Genomic DNA, 20,554 nt, shown 5'->3' on the forward strand with positions numbered 1-20,554 from the left:
CATTCCTACCCCGCTACCGTGATGTTAGCCAGATGGCCTGTCTTGAGGTAAATAGTGGCACCCTGTGCGCCGGTGGTGATGACGGGGGTGTCGTCCATCGGCAGGCGTATCCAGCTGCCTTGTGCGTAATGCTGCTCATCCATCAAAACCTCACCGGACAAGACCAGCAACTCCAGGCCTCCTGTGTGTTGGGTGGGTATGGGTTGATTCGGCGACACGCGTTGCAGGCAGACATTTTCCTGGTGACTCGAGAACAGGGGGCAGATTTCGCTGTCACCATTACGCTGCCAGGCAGATGGGGCTTGGGTATCAATGCGCACCAGATGCTGATCGCCTGCGGCCATCTGCCGAAGCTTGACGAAGATGGTGGCGCCGTCCCGGCTGAAAGGCTGGTGGCCGGAGCCGGGCGGATTGCGCAGGTACCAGCCTGCGGGAAAGTCTCCGCTCTCATCGGAGAAGGTGCCTGACAGCACGAGGATTTCCTCGCCTTCGGGGTGTTTGTGGTTTGGAAAATAAGAATCGGGTGCGTATCGCACGATGCTGGTGGCACGAGCTTTTTCTGCGCCGATGCGATCCAGCATCACGCGCTCGACACCACCCTGGGGAGAGGTGATCCATTGGTATTGTTGGGAGGTCACCGAGGCGCGTTGCGAGAAATCGGCATTGATAAGCATAAGTATTGTTTTGTGCAGTGAAACGTTTTTCATCCACCAGGCATCTATGGCGATGAGGTGGCCCGTTTCAACGGAGCATACCGTTCAAAACCCAATACTGCTATTTAAGGACAAAAAATGCTTACCGCCGCAATTATCGTCTTCGCCATCGCGGCCGTCGGAGGCCTGATTCTTGCCTCCCACGTCCTGCGCGACAAATTTGCACCCTGGGCGCTATCGCTGTTGCATGCCTTGCTGGGGGCTGTGGGCCTGATATTGCTCATCATGACTTTGGCCGAAGGGGCTGCTTCGCAGCCGGTGCTGGTTGGCTTCATCCTGCTGCTGATTGCCGCATTGGGAGGGTTCTTTCTTGTCTCCTTTCATGCACGCAAGCGGCTTCCGCCCAAGGCCATCGTGGTTGTGCACGCCGGCGTTGCAGTGATTGGCTTCCTTACGCTACTTAGCGCCGTACTCTAAGACCATGCGCCATCCTCTGCATCCGGCACTGGTTCACTTTCCAATTGCCTGTTGGTCGCTGGCCACGCTGGCTGATTTCAGCAGTCTTTGGCTAGGGGAATCCGCCTGGCGTTGGTCGGCTGGCCTGCTTATGGTGGGCTGTGTTGTTGCTCTGCTGGCGATGATGGCTGGCCTGATGGAGTTGTCCCGCGTACCGGACGGCCCCGCACTACGGGATGTGTATCTGCACATGGGGCTTATGCTGGCCGCCTTTACGCTATACACGGCGCGGCTTTTTCTGCGGCTGGATCACTTGCAACCACTGGCCCCGGATGTGCTGGCGCTGTTGCTGAGCCTGGCCGGCTTTATCACGCTGGCTGTTGGCGGCTGGTTGGGCGGCCGCTTGGTCTACGGCCACGGCATCGGGCGCTGATTGCCTGGAGGTAGTGGATGGTTTCGCATACAACCTCCAGGCGGCCCTTTATTATTTTGCTGTCAGGCGGCTTTCCGCCCGTCAAGTTCAGATGCGGTAGTTGGCTGGGCGTGCTTGTGGGGATTCGTCCGGCTTGGGCGTAGAACCACTCTGCCGGTTGTTGCCGCAGTGATTGAACAGCAGATTCAGCAAGACAGCCACCAGAGCGCTCATAGCCACACCGCTGCCAAAAATTGTTTGTATATTGGCCGGCAGGCTGTGATACATGCCGGGGATCAATACTGGCAGCAAGCCCAGTGCCAATGCCAGCGTGCAAGTAACCAGGTTGCCCGTTTGCGTAAAGTCGACTCTGGCTAGCATCTGGATGCCAAGCACACTGATGATCGCAAACACGACGACAGCCGTGCCGCCGACGACCGCGGGCGGGATGCCGTTGAGCATCCGTGCCATCGGTGTAAAGCCGATCACGATAAGGAGCACGCCGGCAACAGCCGTCACGTAACGGCTACGCACCCCGCTGGCACGGACGATGCCGATGTTTTCTCCGCTGGTGACCATGACCGGTGTGCCAAACAGCCCGCCGATGATGGAGATAATGCCGTCCGAGCGGATCACGCGCGGTACATCCCGGGTGGGGTCGACTTCGCGCCCTACAATTTCACCGTTAATGACGGTCTGACCAGTGGCTTCTGCCATCGAGGCCAGGCTCCAGACCAACATCGGGATTGCAGCGACCAGATCCAGATGCGGCATGCCAAAGGGAAACAGGGTCGGGGTACTGATGACGGGGCCTGCGATCAGCGCCGTGAAGTTGGTCTCACCAAGCACCATGGCAAAAAGCGTGCCGCCCACCAGGCCAAACGCGACGGCCAGCTGACGCAGAAAGCCGCGCAGGAACCTGAAGCACAAGACCGTCAACACAATGGTGACCAATGCGAGCAGCAGCTGCATGGGATCACCAAAATGCTCGGTGCCCGGCCTGCCCGTGAACAGAAAGCCGGTAATCCTGACCAGACTGATGCCGATCACCAGGACCATGGTGCCAATGACCAGTGGCGGGAAATACTTGAGGATACGGACGAAAAGCGTGACGGCCAGAAGGTAGAAAATACCGGTCAGGATGACCGCGCCCGCCGCTGTCTGCAGATCTGTTCCCTGAGCAATCGAGATAAATAGAATCGTGGCAGCGCCACCGGGCAGCATGATGAATGGCAGCCGTACGCCGATTTTGCCGATGCCTACAGACTGCAGGATCGAGCCCAGGCCGCAAAAGACGAAAACGCTGGATAGCAGGGCCGAGGAAAGCGCCTCGGACAGGTTCAGAGCCTTGGCAATCAGAAAAACGGATGATACGGGCGCTGCAACCATCACAAGAATATGCTGGATGGCAAACATGAACAGCTTGCCGACGGGACGGATCTGATCCACTGGGTGGATTTCTTCCACCAGGGCATCACCCTGAGAAGGATGGTTTGTCTCCATGACTGGCCTCTAAGTGCGGTTTATGGGTTTACGAAATCGATTTGGGTTTATGTTTTTTGTTTCCCAAATCGATTTATGTGAATCCTCAATCTTCTCGTCATTTCTGTCAATATAGGGTTTACTCTGTGCATTGGCAGGCTGGTCAGTCTGTTGGTTGATCGACACTTGATGAATTGCCCCAATTCGATTTGGCAGGTAGAATTTCATCACACAAATCGATTTGGGCAATACAGAACGGGAATTTCTCTGAACATTCCATCTGCCTTGTCCTGGGTTATTTTCCAAGGAGATCGGAGATGAACGCATTGAAGGACATGCATAAGCGGGCCGTCTTGCTGGCGCCAGACAACGTGCTGCTGCCCGAAGGCGTGCGTTCGGGCTTCGGGGTTCGTGTTGAGAGCGGCATGATCACAGCCGTGGGGCCGTTGGAACAGTTTGCCGGCCAGGATCTGCCCGTGTGCGCGCTAAAGCATCGGCTGCTGATGCCTGGCTTTATCGATGCCCACCATCATGTCACGCAAACGTTTGGAAAATCGCTGGTGTTTGGTGAGCCGTCAGAAATATTCAAGCGTGTTTGGGTGCCGATGGAACAATACATGGACGCCGAGGCAATTGACGTGGCCACACGCCTGGCGGCCTGGGAATCCCTGCGTGGGGGATTTACCACTGTGGCCGATGCAGGTACCCGGGCGACAGTTGGCATGGAAATCGTGGCCGATGCGGTCTCTGAGGTGGGATTACGATGTGTGCTGGGTGCCATCTGCAATGATCTGCAAGGGGGTCAGTGTGTGGCCTCAAAAGAGGAGATCCTGCAATTGGCACAGCATCATCTGCATCGATGGGGCGCAAATCCGATGATCCACCCCTCTTTGGCGATCTCCATCCCTGAAGCGGCCAGTGACGAAGTTCTGGTAGCGGTTACGCAGCTGGCACGCGAAGCCCATGTCGCTTTCCAGACGCACCTGAACGAGCATCTGGCTGCGGTCGAGCGCTCCTTGGTTGCTACGGGGTTGCGCCCGCTGCAGCGGTTGGGCCACCTGGGCGCCATCGGCCCCGAGTTGCTGGCGGCCCATGCCACCTTGCTGACCCCCGACGAGATTACCTTGATGCGCGACAGCGGCGCCGCGGTGAGCTACAACCCGGTGGCCAGTGTCTGGAAAGGCAACGCTGTGGCGCCGGCCCTGTTGCTCAGTGAATTGGGCGTGCGGCTGGGGCTGGGCACAGACGGCACCCGCAGCGACGCCTTCCGCCTGATGGATGCGGCGGAGACCGCACAACGCCTGGCCTACACGATGGCGTCCGGAGACTCTGCTTCAGGGGGCGGCTGGCGTTGGTTGAATATGGGATTGCAAGGTGGCGCGGATGCGGTGGGTCTGACCAACAAGGTGGGAGTCATCACACCGGGTGCCTATGCCGACATGCTGGTGGTCAATCTGGATGTCCCCGAACTGGTACCTTCCTGGGATCTGGAGTGGGAACTGGTGCGGCTGGCAAACCGGGACCAAATCGAATCCGTAATTGTCCACGGGCGGCTGCGGCTTGACCGTGGCATGCCGGTGGATTGGGACGGCAGCGCCCTGATGGATCGTGCCCGTACCTTGGCGGAAAATATTGTCGCAAGCGCACCCATCCATCGGATCAATCCCCTAGCCAGTGAGCATCGCGCCCAATGGGGGGCTCGGCATCCATGAGCCCAACCATATTCATGCTGATCGGGCTGGCTGTTTTTATTGCCGCCTTTGCCCAGGGGAGCAGCGGCATGGGGTTTGCCATGCTGTCGGCGCCGATTGTGACGCTGTTTGCGCCGGGCCTGATCCCGGTGATGCTGCTGGTGCTGATGATTCCGCTTAACGCGTATGTTGGCTGGCGTGAGCGTGCGGCCATCGATTGGCGGGGTGTAAAACTGATCAGTATCGGCCGGTTTGCGGGCACGTTTTTGGGCTTGTGGATCTTGCTGGTGGTCAATCTGCATCAGCTGTCCCTGCTGATTGGCTGGTCTACCCTGATTGCCGCCATCGTGGCGCTGTTGTCTCCGTCCTTTGATCTGGGCAAGAAAGGCCTGGGCCTGGTTGGTCTCATCACAGGCATCACCGAAACATCAACCGGCGTAGGTGGGCCGCCACTGGCACTGGCGTATCAGCACAAAAGCGGCTCAGTCCTGCGCTCCACGGTTGCGCTGTGTTTTTTGGTGGGCGAGGTTATCTCGATCGTGGTTCTGGCGATTGGCGGCAAGGTGGATGCCCATACCTTGCTTGTTTCGCTACAGATGCTGCCGTTTTTGGTGCTAGGATCGTACGCAAGCAAGTTTGTACACCACCGCCTGGACGGGCCTTTGCTACGCTATCTCGTCCTGGGTTTCTCGAGCGTCTCCGGAATCGTGGTGATTTTGCAAGCCTAAATCCTGATTGCCTCCCATGATCAACAATCGCCGTACGCCCAAACGAGTCACTATCGCCGATGTCGCCCGCGAGGCTGGGCTTTCGCCCACGACAGTGTCTCATTCTCTAAACGGCATCGGCCAGGTGGATCCGCGCACGCGCCAGCATGTAAAGGATGTGGCGGCACGCCTGAAATATCGCCCAAGCGTCCGGGCCCAGCGCTTGCGAACCGGACGCTCTCATGCAATTGCCTTGCTGTCGTCCATGCCGGCTGCGGTCTCGGCCGGCGAATCACAACTGGGCTTTTTTACTGAACTGGCCATGGGCCTGGCCAGAAGAGCCCTGTTAAGTGGCTATGTCCTTGTGCTGGCACCGCCCATGGATCAGTGCGACCCCTTGTCTTTGATGGACATCGATGGCGCCATCCTGCTGGAGCCTGCGCCGGATGACCTTATCGCCCAGGAGCTGGACGAGCGTGCAGTGCCTTATGTCACTGTCGGTGGCGAGCCTGGGCCAAACAATATCGATCTGCAGCATGCAGCCGCAGCAGATCTGCTGCTGTCGCATCTGTATGCATCGGGTGCCCGGCGCCCGGGGCTGATCCTGGGTGCCAGCGGGCGGGCCTCTCAGCGCAGCTTTCACGAACGCTACCTGGCTGCGGCACAGGCCCAGGGGTTTACGCCTGTGGTGGCCATGGCCGCCGAAGAAGAAGGCGAAGCAGCCGGCCAGCAAGCTGCGGCGCGCCTGTTGGCAGCACATCCAGAACTGGATGCACTCTGTGTTCCGATCGATACCTTTGCCAGTGGTGCTCTGCACGCCATCGAAGCGGCAGGGTTAAGTGTCCCCGGAGATTTGCTGCTGACCACCCGTCACGACGGCGTGCGCGCCCGGATGTGCCATCCGCCACTGACGGCGGTAAACCTGCATCTGGACGCTGTTTCCAGCGTTGCGGTGCAGCGGCTTTTGCAGATCCTGGGCCATGAGATCAAAGATCCGCTGCTTGATCTCCCGGTGCCGGATCTGGTGGCACGGCTGTCGACAGGTGCGTAGGAGCGGCGCGCTGCCCGTTTTTTGAGTCGCACTGAGGTGCGCCAAGAAGCTCAACCAGGCGAAATTCGCATGGGGAGAGATCATGCCCCCGCCGTTGCGAGATCATGAACGTGAGAGAACCGAGATGCCAGGCGCGGCGTTCAAGTTCAACGAGTTGTCCGCTTGCGAGGTCGTCGCGAACCAGGTGCAGCGGCAAGTGTCCCCAGCCGAGACCGGCATTGAGAAGATCGCGCTTGGCGCTGAGATCATTAACCAGCCACTGGCGCTTGCCCGCAACCCCCTGCTGGATCTTCTCTGCCCCGGGCTGGTTGTCCGTCACGACAATCTGAACATGTCTGCTGAATTCGTCCATCGGGATGGGCTCTGGTGTTGAAGCAAGCGGGTGGGAGGGCGCACACACCGTCACCATCTCCACCTCGCACAGCCAGTCGCGTTCTATGGCATCCGGGTTCACCTCGGGCACGTTATTGATGGTGACGGCTAGCGCACATACTCTTTCGAGCACCAGGTTTTCGCCGCCTTGCATGGTGGTGATACGCAGGTCGATCAACGCGTTGTGGAACTCTGCCTGCAGCTTCCTCAGGCAGTTGATCAGGTGGCTGCGCGGAAAGTAGGCATCGACGGCAACTGAAACCTGCGGTGCCCCGGTTTTGGCGATCGAGCTGGCGCGGTTTTTCATCTCTTCTGTGCGGGAGATGACTGCTCTGGCGTCTGGTAAGAGGCTGTGCCCCGCGGCCGTGAGCTGCGCCTTTCGTGTGTTGCGCTCGAACAACTCAACATCAAATGCGGTTTCCAGCACCTTGATGGCATGGCTGATGGCGGATTGTGCACGCCTGAGTTTGCGCGCCGCACCGGAAAAGCTTCCTTGATCGCAGACGGCAACAAATGCGCGCAACTGGTTAATCGTAACGCTGTCGAGCATATTTGATCTAAATAATAGATTGAATTGAGCAATTTTTCGTCAATTGTATTGATACGTCAAGGTGCTTAGACTGTTTACTAACTTCAGTAAAGGACGCCGATTTGGCGACGTATTATGAATAGATTGAATGGAAAGACCGCTGAGCGTGGAACCCTGGATATCGTCTTTGCCAATGCAGGGGCAAGGAGCCAAATGGCGCTGGGTGAGATCATCGCCGAGCACATCGACGAAATTTTCGACACCAACGTGAAAGGGACGATTTTCACGGTTCAGAAGGCGTTGCCGCTGATGGGCAAGGGAGGGGCAATCATCCTGACCGGATCGAGCGCCGGCACAACAGGTGCCCCGGGCATGACCGCCAGCGAGGTTGCCGTGGACGGTGGCCTGGCACAACTTTGACGCGATCTGACTGCGTTAATAAATTCAAGGAAAGTATATGAGTTACGCAATTATCGGCTTTGGCAACATCGGCCAAGCACTTGCCAAGGCATTTGCCCGCAATGGCATCGAAGTATCCGTAGCAGCCACACGCGATCCCGCCAGCTTCGCATTCGATGCGGCTACGATCGGGCCCACGATTCTTCCCAAAACACTGGAGGAAGCCGTCAAGGCCGACACCATCTTTTTGGCGGTTCGTTTCGAGTCGCACCCCGAGGTGGCGAAGGTGCTGCCCAGCTGGAAGGGAAAGACCATCATCGACGCGATGAATACCTTGGCCCCCTCCGAGGAACTGGATGGGCTCCTGTCTTCCGCATTGGTTTCAAGGGCATTTTCTGGCGCCAGGCTTGTAAAGGGCTTCAACCATTTGGGCGCGGGTGTCCTTGCTCGGGATCCCGCTGTAAACAGCGCCAGGAGAGTGGTGTTTCTTGCCGGTAATGATGATGATGCCGTCGCGTCGGTTGCCACGCTTGCCCAGCGGCTTGGCTTTGCACCTGTGAATCTTGGGAAGCTCGAAGAGGGCGGCGCACTTGTGCATGCACAGGACGCGGCCTGGGGGCCTCTGATTTTTCAGGATCTGTTCAAGCAAGAGGCGTAATCACGATTGTCCCTGCATAATTGAGAGTGCGGTACTGAGCCACCACTACCAGGAGGAAAAATGAGTACCCGCCTCAATCACTACGGACAACCCATTGGCGAGCCACTACCTGATTGGTCGGAACGGCCGCGACCAGGGGATGTGGTGCTCCAGGGAAAGTTTTGTCGCCTGGAGCCTATCAGCGCAGATCGCCACGCGCATGACCTCTATACGGCCTACAGCCAGGCGCCGGATGGGCGTGACTGGACGTATCTTTCCGTTGGGCCTTTCGATGGCATGCCGGCGTACCTGCAGCATGCCAAAAACCTGGAACGCTCCACAGATCAGAAGCATTATGCAATCATCGACATGACGTTTGGGCGTGCCGTAGGGACGCTGGCGCTGATGCGCGCCGATCCCCGTGGCGGCGCCATCGAGGTCGGTTTCGTTACGTTTTCGCCGCTGCTCAAGCGGACACCTGCATCAACAGAGGCGCAGTTCCTCCTGATGCAATATGTCTTCGAAGGCCTTGGGTATCGTCGCTATGAATGGAAATGCGACAGCCTCAATGCGCCATCCCGCAAAGCGGCCGAGCGGCTGGGCTTCATCTATGAGGGCATTTTTAGACAGGCCACCGTCTATAAGCAGCGATCCCGCGATACGGCCTGGCTTTCCATCACCGACAAAGAGTGGCCGCGCCTCAAAGAGGTGTTTCTGGCTTGGTTGGCTCCGGAGAACTTCGACGGCCAGGGCAGGCAGATTAAGTCGCTGGCTGCCATCAGAGAGGGCGCAGCAAGCGCTTCACCCGGCTAAAGGCGCGCTGAAAGTGCTGTGGTCAGAAAGTCCGTCGCGCGTCGCACTCGTGTGGGGATGAACCGGCGCTTGGGCCAGACGAGGCTGACATCACGCGTTTCGTTCAGAAACTCATCGAGCACCGTGATCACGTCCGGCGTCCCGAACTCTCCGACCAATGAGGCGCGATACATCAGACCAATGCCCACACCATTGATCACACCTGCCAGGATTGTCTCTGCGCTGTTGGAAGACAATGTGCCACGCACGGGGATGCTCAAACGCCCTCCCGAGCCGGCAAATGCCCATTCGGTCATTTCGCCATAGATCAAGCAGTTATGGTCGATAAGGTCGGCTGGCGTTTTTGGAATGCCACGCTGTGCGAAGTAGTGTCGGGAACCCACGCAGACCAGAGACGTGCTCGCCACTCGCCGGACAACGGAATCCGGATCGTTGACCTGGCTGATGCGTATTGCCAGATCGATCCGGTCGTCGACCATGTCACGCAGCGCATCGGACAGCACCAAATCGACCTGCAGACCGGAATAGAGCGACAACAGCTTGGGAATCAGTGGCAGCACGTGCAGACGGCCGAACGTTGAGGGTGCGGCAATCCGAATCGAGCCTGAAACATCCTGCACGCTGCTGGTCAGTTCGTTATCCGCTACAAGGATTTCGTCGAGCAGGGGCTTGGTGCGTTCGTAGTATTTCTGTCCCTGGTCGGTCAGGGTCACTTTGCGCGTGCTCCGATGCAGCAAGGCTACGCCCAGGCGCTTTTCCAGTGCATTGACTGCCTTGCTGACCGCAGATTGCGACTGTCCGGTTTTCCGCGCAGCAGCAGAGAATCCGCCCGTTTCGACTACGGAGATGAAGGCGCTCATTTCACTGAATTTATCCATTCTTATTTGGAATAGGTTTTATACCAAAGACATGGATTATCACATCAAAAGAATGGAATTACCATGCTTCCTATACAAACTTCAGAACAGGAGAAATTTGATGAATATTGAACTCAAGGGACACAAAGCCGTTGTGACCGGTTCCACCGCAGGCATTGGCCGTGCAATTGCCGAAGGGCTGGTGCGTGCAGGTGCGGCGGTGGTCATCAACGGGCGCACACAGAAGCGGGTGGATGCCGCTTTGCGCGAGATAAGCGCCCTGTTTCCAGGGGCTGAATTAAGCGGCGTGACGGCAGACGTCGCCACCGCTCAAGGGTGTGCAGTGCTGTTCGAACATGCACCGGACGCCGATATTCTCATCAACAATGCCGGCACTGCGGTTCTGAACAATTTTTTCGACCAGGACGACAGCGAATGGCTGAACCTGTTCCAGTTGAACGTCATGAGTGGTGTGCGCACGGCCCGTCATTACCTGCCGAAAATGGTGGCACGTGGCTGGGGCCGTGTGGTGTTTCTCAGCAGTGAATCCGGGCTAAACATTCCGAAGGAAATGATTGACTACGGCATGACCAAGACCGCGGTGCTTGCTGTTTCACGCGGGCTGGCTGAACTCGTCGGCGGAACGGGCGTTACGGTCAATGCCGTACTGCCCGGCCCGACGAGATCCGAGATTCTATCCAATTGGATGGAATCGACAGCGAAAGAGCAAGGCATTACTCAAGAGCAGGCCGAACAGCAGTTCCTGAAAGCGGCTCGTCCAACCTCGCTGATCAACCGGTTCGCAACAACCCGAGAGGTTGCGAACATGGTGGTATATGCCTGCTCGGAAGAGGCATCTGCAACCACTGGCGCCGCGTTGCGGGTTGATGGTGGGGTCGTTCGCTCAGTCGCCTGAAATCGGGGATAAACCGGCCACAACGATGCAGTATGCTCCACAATCAATTCTCTGAACTAAAGCTGGGCGGATGTGGGCCGCTGCGTCGATGCAGTCGGTACGGGGGTAACGAACGGTTGGGTGCCTCCAGAGCATCACCGTGCAGGGGCTTCGGTTGCCAGACGCTTGAGCCGACACAGCCGTTCACGCAGCAAGGTGTCGGCCAGCGGCTCGGGCGCGTGGCCCAGCGCAACAGAGTCGACAGCCACAGCCTGTACGGCAGCGTCCAGGCGCGATGGTTCCGCCCGCCACCAGTCGGCCAGCAATTGATCGGGGGTGCACACCCTCAAGCCCTGGCGCCGCAGTTCGGATCGGTTGAAATCCTTTAGATTCCATGTCATTACGTGCACGGCTGGCGGGCGCTGCAAGCCGCAGCGTGCTCTACGTGCCAAGCCTGCTGCGATCACGTGAAAATCCTTGGGGTCGCTGTAGCGCAACCCGACTTCATAGGGGTCGGTGTTGGGCTCCATGGCCCCAGGAAAGCGCTGGTTCATGTCTGCCCATTGATTCGCCAGTTTTTCAGGTGGAACCTGCCAGACACGCTCGGCGTTGCGGCGCCACTCCTCGCCGATGCGTTCTGTCCAGATCGGCTGAAATACGCCTTGTTCGGCCACGCGCAGCAGCAATTGGCGCTGCACGGTGGACATCAGCACACAGGCATCAAGAACGACAAAGGGTGGGGCAGGGCAGGCCTGTGGGTGAGAGATTTGCTGAGGCTGGGGCATTTCAAAGGCCCGCCTCATCGGATGCGACAAATCCGCCGGTCTGGCGCCGCCACAGATGTGCGTACAGCCCGTTTCGGGCCAGTAATTCAGTATGGGTGCCGGTTTCGGCGATGCGGCCCTGATCCAGCACGATCAGGCGGTCCATACGGGTGATGGTGGATAGCCGGTGTGCGATGGCAATGACGGTTTTACCTTGCATCAGGATGTCCAGACTGTCCTGGATGGCGGCCTCGGTATCCGAATCCAGGGCGCTGGTGGCTTCATCCAGCACCAGGATGGGTGCGTCTTTTAGCAGCACGCGGGCGATGGCGATGCGCTGGCGTTGCCCGCCAGACAGTTTTACCCCGCGTTCGCCTACCGTGGCATCCAGGCCGCGCTGGCCGTCGCGGTCGACCAGATCCGGGATAAAGCTGTCGGCCTGGGCCTTGCGGATGGCCTGCAGGATGTGCGCTTCGCTTGCATCGGGCCGGCCGTACAGGATGTTGTCCCGGATCGAGCGATGCAACAAGGACGTATCCTGGGTGACGACGCCAATCTGCATCCGCAAGCTTTCCTGGGTAACCTGGGCGATGTCCTGCCCGTCGATGGTGATGCTGCCCCCCTGGATGTCGTGCAGGCGCAGCAACAGGCTGACCAGGGTGGATTTCCCGGCGCCGGACGGCCCGATCAGGCCGACCTTTTCTCCGCCGTGGATGCTCAGGTTCAGCCCGGTAAAGACGGGGTGCTGTGAACCATAATGAAAGTGCACATCGTGCAGGCGCAGGGCACCCTCAACCACGCGTAGCGGTGGGGCGCCAGCCTCATCCTGGACTGCCCTGGGTTGTGAAATCGAGGTAATGCCGTCTTGCACTGCCCCGACGTTGGAGAAGATGCTGTTGACGACCGTCATGACCCAGCCCGACATATTGCTGATGCGGATGACCAGGCCAGTGGACAGTGCGATATCGCCCACCGTGACTTCGCCCCGGCTCCAGAGCCACAGCGCCAGCCCGGACGTGCCGGCGATCAGCAGGCTGTTCAGGGCCGTGACCCCCGCGTCCAGCGCGGTGGTGATGCGGGTCATGCGGGCCAGTTTGTCGGTCTGTTCGGCCAGCGCTTCGGCGACGTAGGCTTCTTCTCTCTGGCGATCAGAAAAGAGCTTCAGCGTCAGGATGTTGCCGTAGCCATCCACGATGCGGCCCATCAGTTTGGAGGCTGCCGCCGAGGCCTGCCAGGAGCGGTCTTTCATGAGCGGCACGCAAATCCGCAGCAGAACCACGTAGACGATGATCCAGACCAGCAGCGGCAGGGCCAATCGGTAGTCCGCGTGTACAAACAGGGCGATCGCGCTGCCGGTGTAGACCAGGACGTACCAGAGCGCATCCACCAATTGGACGGCGGAGTCTCGCAAGGCATCGCCAGTGCGCAGGATACGGTTGGCAACCCGGCCGGCATAGTCGTTCTGAAAGAAGCCCAGGCTCTGGCGGATCACATAGCGGTGGTTCTGCCAACGGATGCGGTTGGTCAGGCTGGGGACAATGGTTTGGTTGACCAGCAAATCGTGCAGGCCGCTGAACACAGGCCGGGCAACCAGCGTGATCAGAGCCATCCAGGCCAGCTCGTGCCCGTGGCGGATGAAGAAGCCCGGCTCGGGAATCTCCTTGGCCAGGTCTACGATGCGGCCGATAAAGCCAAATAGGGCCACTTCGATCGAGGCTACCCCCAGCCCGACCACCAAAATAGCCAGAAACACCGGCCAGACCTGCACCAGGTAATGGAGATAGAAGCGTCCCACCGCAGTGGGCGGCATGCGTTCGTCCGGCTCCTGGAAGACAGGGATCCGGGACTCGAACCAGCGAAAGAGAGGCGTAAACAGGGCGGTATCGTGAGTGAGAAGATATCGTCATTTTACGCGCAGGGGATGCCGGGTTGGCGTTTTGCTTGACCAACTAACAGCAAGCTTAAAACAGTGCCCCTGGCGTATGAATTCAGGGTCGTGTCAATGTCCGACTGTACTATTTAAGCTTGAAGTTTCTACAGAAACGGCGCATACGCTAGGCGGCGCGCGATATGGCAGAGTCATTTGCCATCTACGACTGAGAGCCAGCTTCAGACTTCCCTGTCGCACCCACTGCACACCACCCGGACGGCCAGGCGCCTGCCCACCGGGAGTATTCATGGCTGATGAAAACGTCACCATCATTGCAAGATCCGCGCGGCCATCCGACGGTGACGACGAACTGACCCGCCTGTTCAGTGCGTATACGATATGCGCAACGATCTGGCTGATCTTTGCCACTGCGGTAGGTGTCCTGCTTTCGTTAAAACTCGTGTCACCAGAACTGGCCACCGCACCGGCCCTGACATTTGGGCGCCTGCGCCCCATCCACACCAACGATACCTTTTATGCCTGGGCCAGCCCGGCGCTGATCGGCCTTGCCCTCTATATCTCTGCAAAGAGCTCTGGCACACGCCTCTACAGCGCGAAGCTGGCGTGGGCAACACTGGTGCTGCTAAATGTCGCAGCCATTGCCGGGACGGTTACGCTGGATCTGGGCTACAACAACGGCGGCCAGGAATATCGCGAATGGCTGTGGTGGATCCGCGCCATCCTGGGCGCCGGCCTGGTGACTGCTGCGTGGAACATGATTGCCACGGTGGCGCACCGCGAAGGCAAGGATATCTACCTGTCCAATTGGTACACCATCGGCGGCACTTTGTGGACGATTGTCATTGTGGTGGTGACGATGGTGCCCTGGTACCAGCACGGGTTGGGGCAGGTTGCGGTTCAGGGCTACTACATGCATAACGCCGTGGGCATGTGGTTCACGCCGCTGTCGCTGGGTGTTTTTTATTACGCCCTGCCCAAGTTGATGAACCGGCCCATCTATTCGTACTCGTTGGGGATCTTTGCGTTTTGGACAAACCTGGCGTTTTACCCGCTGCTGGGCGCGCACCATTTTCTATTTAGCCCCTTGCCGTGGTGGCTGCAGACAACCGCCATCGTTGCCAGCGTGGCGATGCTGGTGCCCGTGTGGGGCGGCAGTGCCAATTATTTGATGACCATGCGCGGGCGCCCCGAGCGCATGCGCCGCACTCCGGCCATGTTCATCCTGGTGGGTGTGCTGGGCTATCTGTTGGGGTCTACCCAGGGCACGGTCGAGGCCTTCCGGTCCGTGCAGGCAATGTGGCACTTCACCAATTACACCGTGGGCCACTCCCACCTGACGATGTACGGGTTTGTCACTTTTGCGATCTGGGGCGGCATCTACGCGCTGCTGCCCAAGGCAACCGGCAAGGCGCCCAATAACCTGCTGCTGGGGATTCATTTCTGGCTGGCCACGGTTGGCATCATCGTGTACGTGCTGGCATTGTCCATCGGCGGTTCGATACAGGGGCTGGACTGGATACACGGTGCGCCGTTCATTCAGTCGGTGGTGGATATGGGGCCTTACTGGCTGTGGCGTTCTGTGGGGGGCACCTTGATGTTTCTAAGCCACCTGGTGTTTGCGTGGAATGTCTGGACGATGACGTATCGGGGCTCGTCCACGGCTGCGCAGACCTCCATCCCCCTGCCGGCGGAGGCCTGAGACCATGAATAAACTTATTGCCATTGCGGGTGGCTCGACACTGCTCTATATCGTTTTGTCGGTACTGATGGCGGTTTTGCCCGGCATCGAGTTATCGCAAGTGCCACCCGGGCCGGAGGTCAATCAACTGACCCTGTGGCAGCAAAAGGGCAGGCAGGTTTACATCAGCGAAGGCTGTGTCTATTGCCATACCCAGCAGGTCAGGCCGCAAGCCATCGATCGCGTGTTTGGCCGGCCATCGGCGCCTGGGGATTTTGCCTACCAGACCCCCGAGCTGCTGGCATCCGAGCGCACCGGGCCAGATCTGACCAATATCGGCAAGCGCCAATCCAGCAAGATCTGGCAGTACATCCATCTGTATGATCCGCGTGCCGTCGTGCCGCAGTCGGTCATGCCGTCGTTTCCTGCGTTGTTCAAGCTTGTGGCGCAGGCCCCGCAGGGCACGCAGCCCGTGCCTGTGCCCAAGGCCTATGCGCCGGCCCATGGCGTGGTGATTCCCAGCCCCGATGCCCAGGCCCTGGTGGCGTATCTGTTGTCCCTGAAGCAGCCCGCACTGCCCAATACCCAGGCTGCCGGTGCGCCCGCCGCCGCGGCGCAGGCGCCAACAGGTGCGACGACGGCGGCCGGGCCTACAGGCAGTAAGGGTGCAAGCACCTTTAACGCTGCGGATGGTGCGAAGCTGTTTGCATCCACCTGCGCCGCCTGCCATGGCGCGCAAGGGGCAGGGGTTCCGGGTGTGTTCCCCCCGTTGGCGCAAAATCCGGTGGTCAATGCTAAAGACCCCACCGAGCATATCCACGTCGTCTTGCACGGCCTGCACGGCAGGGTTATCAATGGCATTACTTATGCCGCGCAAATGCCGTCCTTTGAATCCCAGTTAAGCGACAGCCAAATTGCCGACATCATCGATCACGAACGGACCTCCTGGGGTAATCAGGCGCCAACCGTGACTGCGAAAGACGTGGCTGCCGTACGGGCTAAAAAATAGGAGGCCTGCATCATGATAATGGACAGTTTTGCAAACCATTTGATCGGCAATCTGATCATTATTGCTGTCTTTGGGTTGGGTGCCATCGGGTGTTTTGTTGCCGCCATCATCATGCTGGTCAAGCCTGGCGAGCAGGATAAAAATCACCCGAAATATCTGATCATGGATGATGATCGATAAAGGAATCAAGGTCATGGAAGAAGAATCCCGCATCCGCATTTACCTGGATGACCGCCCGGATCCCATCGCGGATTACGAGCCGCCAGTTACCGTTAGCCTGGACACGCATGCATTGCCGGACGGCCCGCATCGCCTGCATATCGAGGCGCGCAGCCACAGTGGGCGCATTGGTGTGCGCGAGGTGCCGTTTCAGGTGCGCAATGGTCCGGGCATCACCTTGACAGGACTGCGCAGCGACTCGGTCGTGCATGGCGACCTGAGCTTTACCGTCAATGCCTTTGGCGCAGAAGAGCGGTTCGAACCTCGTCGCGCCGAGTCGCCCTCGCCGATACCGGTATGGCTATGGGTGCTGTCGCTGATCATCGTCGCGTGGTCCGCATGGTATGTGGCTGTGCAGTGGGAGCCACCCGCGCCATTTGCCAGTACACCAACCTACGTCCACGGCACGATGTGGCAGCATTGACTTGACTCTGGATCTCCTTGACCCTTATGGCGCCCTAGATGCAGGAGAGCAAATTCCGGGCGGCGCCAAGGCGGTCTTCAAGGTGCTACCCTTGGATAGAATATGTCAGTTGCAATCTATTGGTAGGAGCTTCACATGGTCACCCGTATCAAGATCGATTTCGTCTCCGACGTGTCTTGTCCCTGGTGCGCGGTGGGGTTGGGCTCGCTGGAGCAGGCATTGTCCAGGATCGAGGGCGAAATCGAAGCAGAACTTCATTTCCAACCCTTTGAGCTGAACCCGGACATGCCGCCCGAAGGGCAGGATACCGTCGAGCGTCTATCGCGCAAGTACGGTATGACGCCAGAACAGGTTCGCCAAAATGGCGAACTCATCACGGCACGGGGCCGCGAGGTCGGCTTCACCTTCAACATGGACAAGCGCACGCATACGTACAACACCTTCGATGCGCATCGGCTTTTGCATTGGGCGGGCCTTGAAGGGCACCAGCTGGCATTGAAGCATGCGCTCTTGAAGGCGTATTTCACGGACGGCGAGAATCCCAGCGATCACGAGACTCTGATCAGGTTGTGCCGCGAGTCGGGGTTAAACCAGGATCGCGCACGCGAGATTCTAAACTCCGACGAGTATTCGGCGGACGTACGATCGCGTGAACGGTTTTACACCCAGCAGGGTATCAATTCTGTCCCTTCCATCATCCTGAACGACCGGCACCTGATCCAGGGCGGCCAGCCCCCCGAGACATTCGAGCAGGCGTTGCGGCAGGTGGCTGGTGCCGGGTAAATCTCAGGGAATCTCCGCTCCCGTGCGTCTGTGCCCCAAGGCTGCCCTGAAAGCACGTTTCGCCAAGTTGCTTCGTGGCGCTTCTTCTTTCATTCAGCCAACGTGACGTTCACCATCCACGGCGTGCCGAAGCGATCTCGGGTCATGCCAAAGCCCGGTGACCAGAAGGTTTTGGCAAACGGCATCACGACCTGACCACCTTGTGCCAGCGCGTCAAACAGGCGCTGGCCTTCGGCTGTGTCGGCTGCATGGATTGAGACCCACGTGCCTTGCGGCGCCTGATAGCCGCCGCAAGCGGTGTCCGCACCTGGCATGGCGTCGGACCCGAACAGTGATTGGTCTCCCATTTGCAGATGCACATGCATGATGCGCTGCCGGGCCGATTCGGGGATAGGCGGCATATCGGCGGTAGGCGGGATTTCGCCGAAGGTGCCTTGGTAGACGATGGTGCCGTTGAACAGTTTGGCGTAGAAGGCAAAGGCCTCGGCGCACTCGCCGTCGAAATTGAGATAGGGGGTGAGCTGCATCAGGATCTCCCAGGATTTCCGTGAATGATGAGGGTGTGGACGCTGTACACTTAGTGTTAATATGAAAGCCTGAGTGGACGCTGTCCACATAAAAATTGTTTCTAAATGTCGGATGATCCTTTGCGCCCGGCCCGCCGCACCTATAGACACGGGAACCTGCGGGCCGCGCTGCTTGAAGCGGGTGTCGCGCTGGCGCGCGAGGGTGGGCCTGATGCCGTGGTGCTGCGCGAAGTGACGCGGTGCGCAGGTGTGGTGCCAAACGCGGCCTATCGCCATTTTGCGAACCATCAAGCGTTGTTCGAGGCGGTGCGAGGGGTCGCGCTATCGCAACTGGCGTACGCCATCGAGGCCGAGATCAATGCGGTGCAACCCCTGGACGATCCGCGTTTGCGCGCGCGGGCTTCTTTTCGCGGTGTGGGGCTGGGCTATTTGCGCTTTGCGCGTCAGGAGCCTGGCCTGTTCCGCACTGCCTTTGCGGCACAGCCATTCGACTTGAACGAAACTCCCCACTCTGACCATGAGTCGGCACAAGGTGCCAGCGGCCTGGATCCCTTCCAGTTGCTGGGCCAAGCCCTGGACGGAATGGTCGATGCGGGTCTGATGCTCCCCGCACGTCGCGCCGGAGCAGAGTGGATGGCGTGGTCGGCTGTTCACGGCATGGCGTTCTTGGTGCTTAACGGCCCCTTGCGGGGCCAGGGCGAAACCGAACACCAGGCGCTCGCCGAACAGTTGGTGGCGATGGTTGAGCGAGGGTTGCTGGCGGAGCTGGGTGGTTGATCAACCGCCTCACGCCCACACGATGTTATTGCTAGTTGTGGCTCGCACCGTTCTTGCTGAGACGACGGCCAGCGCTTCTGGACTCAGGTGCAACCCCATGGGCACTGTGACGGCGGGGAAAGTGGGCGTGACGGTGTAGGTTCTGGTGAGGTACGGATGACTGCTTACGGCCAGGAGCAGACGTTCCCTTGGGTTAAGTCAATGCCACACCAAAGCAGACAACTGCTAATTTCTGCTTTAATGAAAATAGGTTGGAGGAATTTCTTACCAAGTCCGCTTCGACCCATAGAGCCTTCTTGTCTGCGCAATTTTCCGACCACCGCTCATTTGAAATAATAAAAGTGAATGCCTATTCAAGTAGAGCAGCCCGTTCGTTCAAGTCCTTCATCGGTGAGCTGACTGCCGTAGCGGCAGGCCTGCACGTTGGAATCCACGAGGTGATTCCCATCATCGAGGCAAATGATGTTGCGGATCCGTGGAAAGCAATGGCCGAGAAGCATGGTGTCGTCGTCGACGGTTTGAGATCACAGAAGATCATCCAGAGCACCGCGCGCTTGAACGTGGTAAGTCTATACAGTGGTTTTGATCTGTTTTTGGAAGAGGTTCGAGATGACTTCTTCCGGTTAAATGGGAGGCCCTGGGTTCAACACGATGGTGATGGGCCGTTCACATCTTTAGCTCGCAATACCCTTTCGCGACCGGAGGTGCACACAGCGCGCTTAGGAAAACACCGCATCGCAGCGATGGACTATTATCGTTTGGTGCGAAATGCTATCGCTCATCCAAGTAAAGATTCACTGGAAAAGGCCAAGGAATACTACGATAAGAATGCTGAGCTGCTTGATCAAGCACGTGTCGAGTATGGAATGCAGTCTGCGCCTAATAGTATTAACCAACTGTCATTCCACGACGTCAAGTTGTTGGCTCAGGTGGGACTTGCTCTAACGAAGGCGATTGATGCTGAACTGGATCCCGGCGACGAACGGCTGTTTGTAATGCTTGAGCTCAAACAGAGTGACCTGACGCATTCGTCCCAGCGCAAGCGCAATGCTTGGATTGGCAAGCTTCGGACTGATTATGGCGTTTCCGTGGCGAGAGCCGAAGGTATACTTGACAAGTTTTTGGCCCATTAGCTTAACGGTCGAGCGTCCCCCTTCACAAGGTCACTTCGCAGTGCTCTTGTGAAGGGGCAGATCTTGGTTCAAATCCAAGATGGGCCACCACCGATTTTGATTCCGGTCACAAGCGGCTGACGTCTGTTTATGACTCCGTTGGGCTGACACGGCATGCAGATAGCAGACGCAATGTGAATGGGGAGCGCTGATTTGTTTCCCGTCGTAGACCGAATGGGCGAATGCCTCCTTGTCGAACAGAAAGTGACCAAGGTGAGTGACTTCGCCGGGCTCTACCCCATTAACGGGGGATGGGCATTCATCAGACACGGTTGATGACACCGTTCCAGCCGCATTGAGCCAAGACTCTCATGCGGTAATTCTCAAAGTTTCTGAAACCATACGCCCGACGCGAG

The 20,554-nt window shown here is 58.5% G+C and carries 21 protein-coding genes, 1 tRNA gene and 2 pseudogenes; 17 read left to right on the forward strand and 7 right to left on the reverse strand.

Going from position 1 to position 20,554, the window contains the following annotated elements; genetic code table 11:
* Positions 1–5: 5 nt before the first annotated feature.
* Positions 6–674 carry a cupin domain-containing protein gene (locus tag WA928_RS00100; RefSeq protein WP_424298093.1) on the reverse strand — a complete coding sequence of 223 codons (669 nt, stop codon included), beginning with the start codon at positions 672–674 and terminating at the stop codon, positions 6–8.
* 117 nt (positions 675–791) lie between these two features.
* Here WA928_RS00100 and WA928_RS00105 point away from each other — a divergent pair, with 117 nt between their 5' ends.
* Both WA928_RS00105 and WA928_RS00110 read left to right on the forward strand, forming a co-directional pair.
* Positions 792–1,130 (forward strand): hypothetical protein, encoded by a 339-nt coding sequence (locus WA928_RS00105; protein WP_424298095.1) that lies wholly within the window; start codon positions 792–794, stop codon positions 1,128–1,130.
* Between the two features lie 4 nt (positions 1,131–1,134).
* Positions 1,135–1,542 carry a DUF2231 domain-containing protein gene (locus tag WA928_RS00110; protein ID WP_424298097.1) on the forward strand — a complete coding sequence of 136 codons (408 nt, stop codon included), beginning with the start codon at positions 1,135–1,137 and terminating at the stop codon, positions 1,540–1,542.
* Between the two features lie 87 nt (positions 1,543–1,629).
* On the opposite strand, the gene WA928_RS00115 is transcribed toward WA928_RS00110, so the two are convergent.
* A complete protein-coding gene (locus WA928_RS00115; RefSeq protein ID WP_424298099.1) occupies positions 1,630–3,024 on the reverse strand; it encodes a uracil-xanthine permease family protein in 1,395 nt (464 codons plus the stop codon).
* A 296-nt stretch (positions 3,025–3,320) separates the two neighbouring features.
* On the opposite strand from WA928_RS00115, the gene WA928_RS00120 reads away from it, so the two are divergent.
* Genes WA928_RS00120 through WA928_RS00130 form a run of 3 tightly spaced genes read left to right on the forward strand, consistent with a single transcriptional unit; the run spans position 3,321 to position 6,452 of the window.
* The gene (locus WA928_RS00120) at positions 3,321–4,715 is read left to right on the forward strand and encodes an amidohydrolase family protein (protein ID WP_424298101.1); all 1,395 of its coding nucleotides are present in this window, start codon (positions 3,321–3,323) and stop codon (positions 4,713–4,715) included.
* Complete coding sequence (locus tag WA928_RS00125) at positions 4,712–5,422, forward strand: sulfite exporter TauE/SafE family protein (protein ID WP_424298103.1); 711 nt, start codon at positions 4,712–4,714, stop codon at positions 5,420–5,422. Before WA928_RS00120 ends, WA928_RS00125 begins: the two co-directional genes overlap by 4 nt.
* 16 nt (positions 5,423–5,438) lie before the next feature.
* On the forward strand, positions 5,439–6,452 hold the full coding sequence (locus WA928_RS00130; protein WP_424298105.1) for a substrate-binding domain-containing protein: 1,014 nt from the start codon (positions 5,439–5,441) through the stop codon (positions 6,450–6,452).
* On the opposite strand, the gene WA928_RS00135 is transcribed toward WA928_RS00130, so the two are convergent.
* The gene (locus WA928_RS00135) at positions 6,388–7,374 is read right to left on the reverse strand and encodes a LysR family transcriptional regulator (RefSeq protein WP_424298107.1); all 987 of its coding nucleotides are present in this window, start codon (positions 7,372–7,374) and stop codon (positions 6,388–6,390) included. The two genes, WA928_RS00130 and WA928_RS00135, sit on opposite strands and share 65 nt — an antisense overlap.
* Before the next feature lie 138 nt (positions 7,375–7,512).
* Between WA928_RS00135 and WA928_RS00140 the strand changes: the two are divergent.
* The 3 genes and pseudogenes from WA928_RS00140 to WA928_RS00150 all read left to right on the forward strand — a co-directional run.
* Positions 7,513–7,734: pseudogene (locus WA928_RS00140) on the forward strand (SDR family NAD(P)-dependent oxidoreductase); the annotation flags it as partial.
* A gap of 76 nt (positions 7,735–7,810) precedes the next feature.
* A complete protein-coding gene (locus WA928_RS00145) occupies positions 7,811–8,410 on the forward strand; it encodes an NADPH-dependent F420 reductase (protein ID WP_424298109.1) in 600 nt (199 codons plus the stop codon).
* 60 nt (positions 8,411–8,470) lie between these two features.
* Positions 8,471–9,190: pseudogene (locus WA928_RS00150) on the forward strand (GNAT family N-acetyltransferase); the annotation flags it as partial.
* Between the two features lie 8 nt (positions 9,191–9,198).
* Here the strand turns inward: WA928_RS00150 and WA928_RS00155 are convergent.
* On the reverse strand, positions 9,199–10,062 hold the full coding sequence (locus WA928_RS00155; RefSeq protein ID WP_424298111.1) for a LysR family transcriptional regulator: 864 nt from the start codon (positions 10,060–10,062) through the stop codon (positions 9,199–9,201).
* A 118-nt stretch (positions 10,063–10,180) separates the two neighbouring features.
* Here WA928_RS00155 and WA928_RS00160 point away from each other — a divergent pair, with 118 nt between their 5' ends.
* On the forward strand, positions 10,181–10,975 hold the full coding sequence (locus WA928_RS00160) for an SDR family NAD(P)-dependent oxidoreductase (protein ID WP_417277271.1): 795 nt from the start codon (positions 10,181–10,183) through the stop codon (positions 10,973–10,975).
* A 134-nt stretch (positions 10,976–11,109) separates the two neighbouring features.
* On the opposite strand, the gene WA928_RS00165 is transcribed toward WA928_RS00160, so the two are convergent.
* Entirely contained in the window at positions 11,110–11,739 is a 630-nt protein-coding gene (locus tag WA928_RS00165; protein WP_417277270.1) for a PIN domain-containing protein, read from the reverse strand.
* A 1-nt stretch (position 11,740) separates the two neighbouring features.
* A complete protein-coding gene (locus WA928_RS00170) occupies positions 11,741–13,528 on the reverse strand; it encodes an ABC transporter ATP-binding protein (protein ID WP_424298114.1) in 1,788 nt (595 codons plus the stop codon).
* A 367-nt stretch (positions 13,529–13,895) separates the two neighbouring features.
* Here WA928_RS00170 and WA928_RS00175 point away from each other — a divergent pair, with 367 nt between their 5' ends.
* From WA928_RS00175 to WA928_RS00195, 5 genes are all read left to right on the forward strand, one after another.
* Positions 13,896–15,308 carry a cbb3-type cytochrome c oxidase subunit I gene (locus WA928_RS00175; protein ID WP_424298116.1) on the forward strand — a complete coding sequence of 471 codons (1,413 nt, stop codon included), beginning with the start codon at positions 13,896–13,898 and terminating at the stop codon, positions 15,306–15,308.
* Positions 15,309–15,312: 4 nt separating this feature from the next.
* On the forward strand, positions 15,313–16,296 hold the full coding sequence (locus WA928_RS00180) for a cbb3-type cytochrome c oxidase subunit II (protein ID WP_424298118.1): 984 nt from the start codon (positions 15,313–15,315) through the stop codon (positions 16,294–16,296).
* An 18-nt stretch (positions 16,297–16,314) separates the two neighbouring features.
* Positions 16,315–16,476 carry a hypothetical protein gene (locus WA928_RS00185; protein WP_350381265.1) on the forward strand — a complete coding sequence of 54 codons (162 nt, stop codon included), beginning with the start codon at positions 16,315–16,317 and terminating at the stop codon, positions 16,474–16,476.
* Between the two features lie 13 nt (positions 16,477–16,489).
* Entirely contained in the window at positions 16,490–16,939 is a 450-nt protein-coding gene (locus tag WA928_RS00190; protein ID WP_350381264.1) for a hypothetical protein, read from the forward strand.
* A 135-nt stretch (positions 16,940–17,074) separates the two neighbouring features.
* Complete coding sequence (locus tag WA928_RS00195) at positions 17,075–17,722, forward strand: DsbA family oxidoreductase (protein ID WP_424298120.1); 648 nt, start codon at positions 17,075–17,077, stop codon at positions 17,720–17,722.
* 89 nt (positions 17,723–17,811) lie between these two features.
* Here WA928_RS00195 and WA928_RS00200 read toward each other — a convergent pair whose 3' ends face one another.
* Positions 17,812–18,249 carry a VOC family protein gene (locus WA928_RS00200; protein ID WP_424298122.1) on the reverse strand — a complete coding sequence of 146 codons (438 nt, stop codon included), beginning with the start codon at positions 18,247–18,249 and terminating at the stop codon, positions 17,812–17,814.
* Positions 18,250–18,354: 105 nt separating this feature from the next.
* On the opposite strand from WA928_RS00200, the gene WA928_RS00205 reads away from it, so the two are divergent.
* From WA928_RS00205 to WA928_RS00215, 3 genes are all read left to right on the forward strand, one after another.
* Positions 18,355–19,026: a TetR/AcrR family transcriptional regulator gene (locus WA928_RS00205; protein WP_424298124.1), complete on the forward strand. Its 672-nt coding sequence runs from the start codon at positions 18,355–18,357 to the stop codon at positions 19,024–19,026.
* 296 nt (positions 19,027–19,322) lie between these two features.
* Positions 19,323–20,159 (forward strand): hypothetical protein, encoded by an 837-nt coding sequence (locus WA928_RS00210; RefSeq protein ID WP_424298126.1) that lies wholly within the window; start codon positions 19,323–19,325, stop codon positions 20,157–20,159.
* Positions 20,150–20,249, forward strand: a tRNA-OTHER gene (locus WA928_RS00215). Before WA928_RS00210 ends, WA928_RS00215 begins: the two co-directional genes overlap by 10 nt.
* Positions 20,250–20,554: the final 305 nt, after the last annotated feature.

The organism is Castellaniella sp. (genome assembly GCF_049651205.1).
Classification (GTDB): domain Bacteria; phylum Pseudomonadota; class Gammaproteobacteria; order Burkholderiales; family Burkholderiaceae_B; genus Castellaniella.

Bases quoted from the DNA above. Each gene is read 5' to 3' on its own strand.
- WA928_RS00100 (WP_424298093.1), bottom strand. From the start codon at position 674: ATGCTTATCAATGCCGATTTCTCGCAACGCGCCTCGGTGACCTCCCAA.
- WA928_RS00105 (WP_424298095.1), top strand. From the start codon at position 792: ATGCTTACCGCCGCAATTATCGTCTTCGCCATCGCGGCCGTCGGAGGC.
- WA928_RS00110 (WP_424298097.1), top strand. From the start codon at position 1,135: ATGCGCCATCCTCTGCATCCGGCACTGGTTCACTTTCCAATTGCCTGT.
- WA928_RS00115 (WP_424298099.1), bottom strand. From the start codon at position 3,024: ATGGAGACAAACCATCCTTCTCAGGGTGATGCCCTGGTGGAAGAAATC.
- WA928_RS00120 (WP_424298101.1), top strand. From the start codon at position 3,321: ATGAACGCATTGAAGGACATGCATAAGCGGGCCGTCTTGCTGGCGCCA.
- WA928_RS00125 (WP_424298103.1), top strand. From the start codon at position 4,712: ATGAGCCCAACCATATTCATGCTGATCGGGCTGGCTGTTTTTATTGCC.
- WA928_RS00130 (WP_424298105.1), top strand. From the start codon at position 5,439: ATGATCAACAATCGCCGTACGCCCAAACGAGTCACTATCGCCGATGTC.
- WA928_RS00135 (WP_424298107.1), bottom strand. From the start codon at position 7,374: ATGCTCGACAGCGTTACGATTAACCAGTTGCGCGCATTTGTTGCCGTC.
- WA928_RS00145 (WP_424298109.1), top strand. From the start codon at position 7,811: ATGAGTTACGCAATTATCGGCTTTGGCAACATCGGCCAAGCACTTGCC.
- WA928_RS00155 (WP_424298111.1), bottom strand. From the start codon at position 10,062: ATGAGCGCCTTCATCTCCGTAGTCGAAACGGGCGGATTCTCTGCTGCT.
- WA928_RS00160 (WP_417277271.1), top strand. From the start codon at position 10,181: ATGAATATTGAACTCAAGGGACACAAAGCCGTTGTGACCGGTTCCACC.
- WA928_RS00165 (WP_417277270.1), bottom strand. From the start codon at position 11,739: ATGCCCCAGCCTCAGCAAATCTCTCACCCACAGGCCTGCCCTGCCCCA.
- WA928_RS00170 (WP_424298114.1), bottom strand. From the start codon at position 13,528: ATGCCGCCCACTGCGGTGGGACGCTTCTATCTCCATTACCTGGTGCAG.
- WA928_RS00175 (WP_424298116.1), top strand. From the start codon at position 13,896: ATGGCTGATGAAAACGTCACCATCATTGCAAGATCCGCGCGGCCATCC.
- WA928_RS00180 (WP_424298118.1), top strand. From the start codon at position 15,313: ATGAATAAACTTATTGCCATTGCGGGTGGCTCGACACTGCTCTATATC.
- WA928_RS00185 (WP_350381265.1), top strand. From the start codon at position 16,315: ATGGACAGTTTTGCAAACCATTTGATCGGCAATCTGATCATTATTGCT.
- WA928_RS00190 (WP_350381264.1), top strand. From the start codon at position 16,490: ATGGAAGAAGAATCCCGCATCCGCATTTACCTGGATGACCGCCCGGAT.
- WA928_RS00195 (WP_424298120.1), top strand. From the start codon at position 17,075: ATGGTCACCCGTATCAAGATCGATTTCGTCTCCGACGTGTCTTGTCCC.
- WA928_RS00200 (WP_424298122.1), bottom strand. From the start codon at position 18,249: ATGCAGCTCACCCCCTATCTCAATTTCGACGGCGAGTGCGCCGAGGCC.
- WA928_RS00205 (WP_424298124.1), top strand. From the start codon at position 18,355: ATGTCGGATGATCCTTTGCGCCCGGCCCGCCGCACCTATAGACACGGG.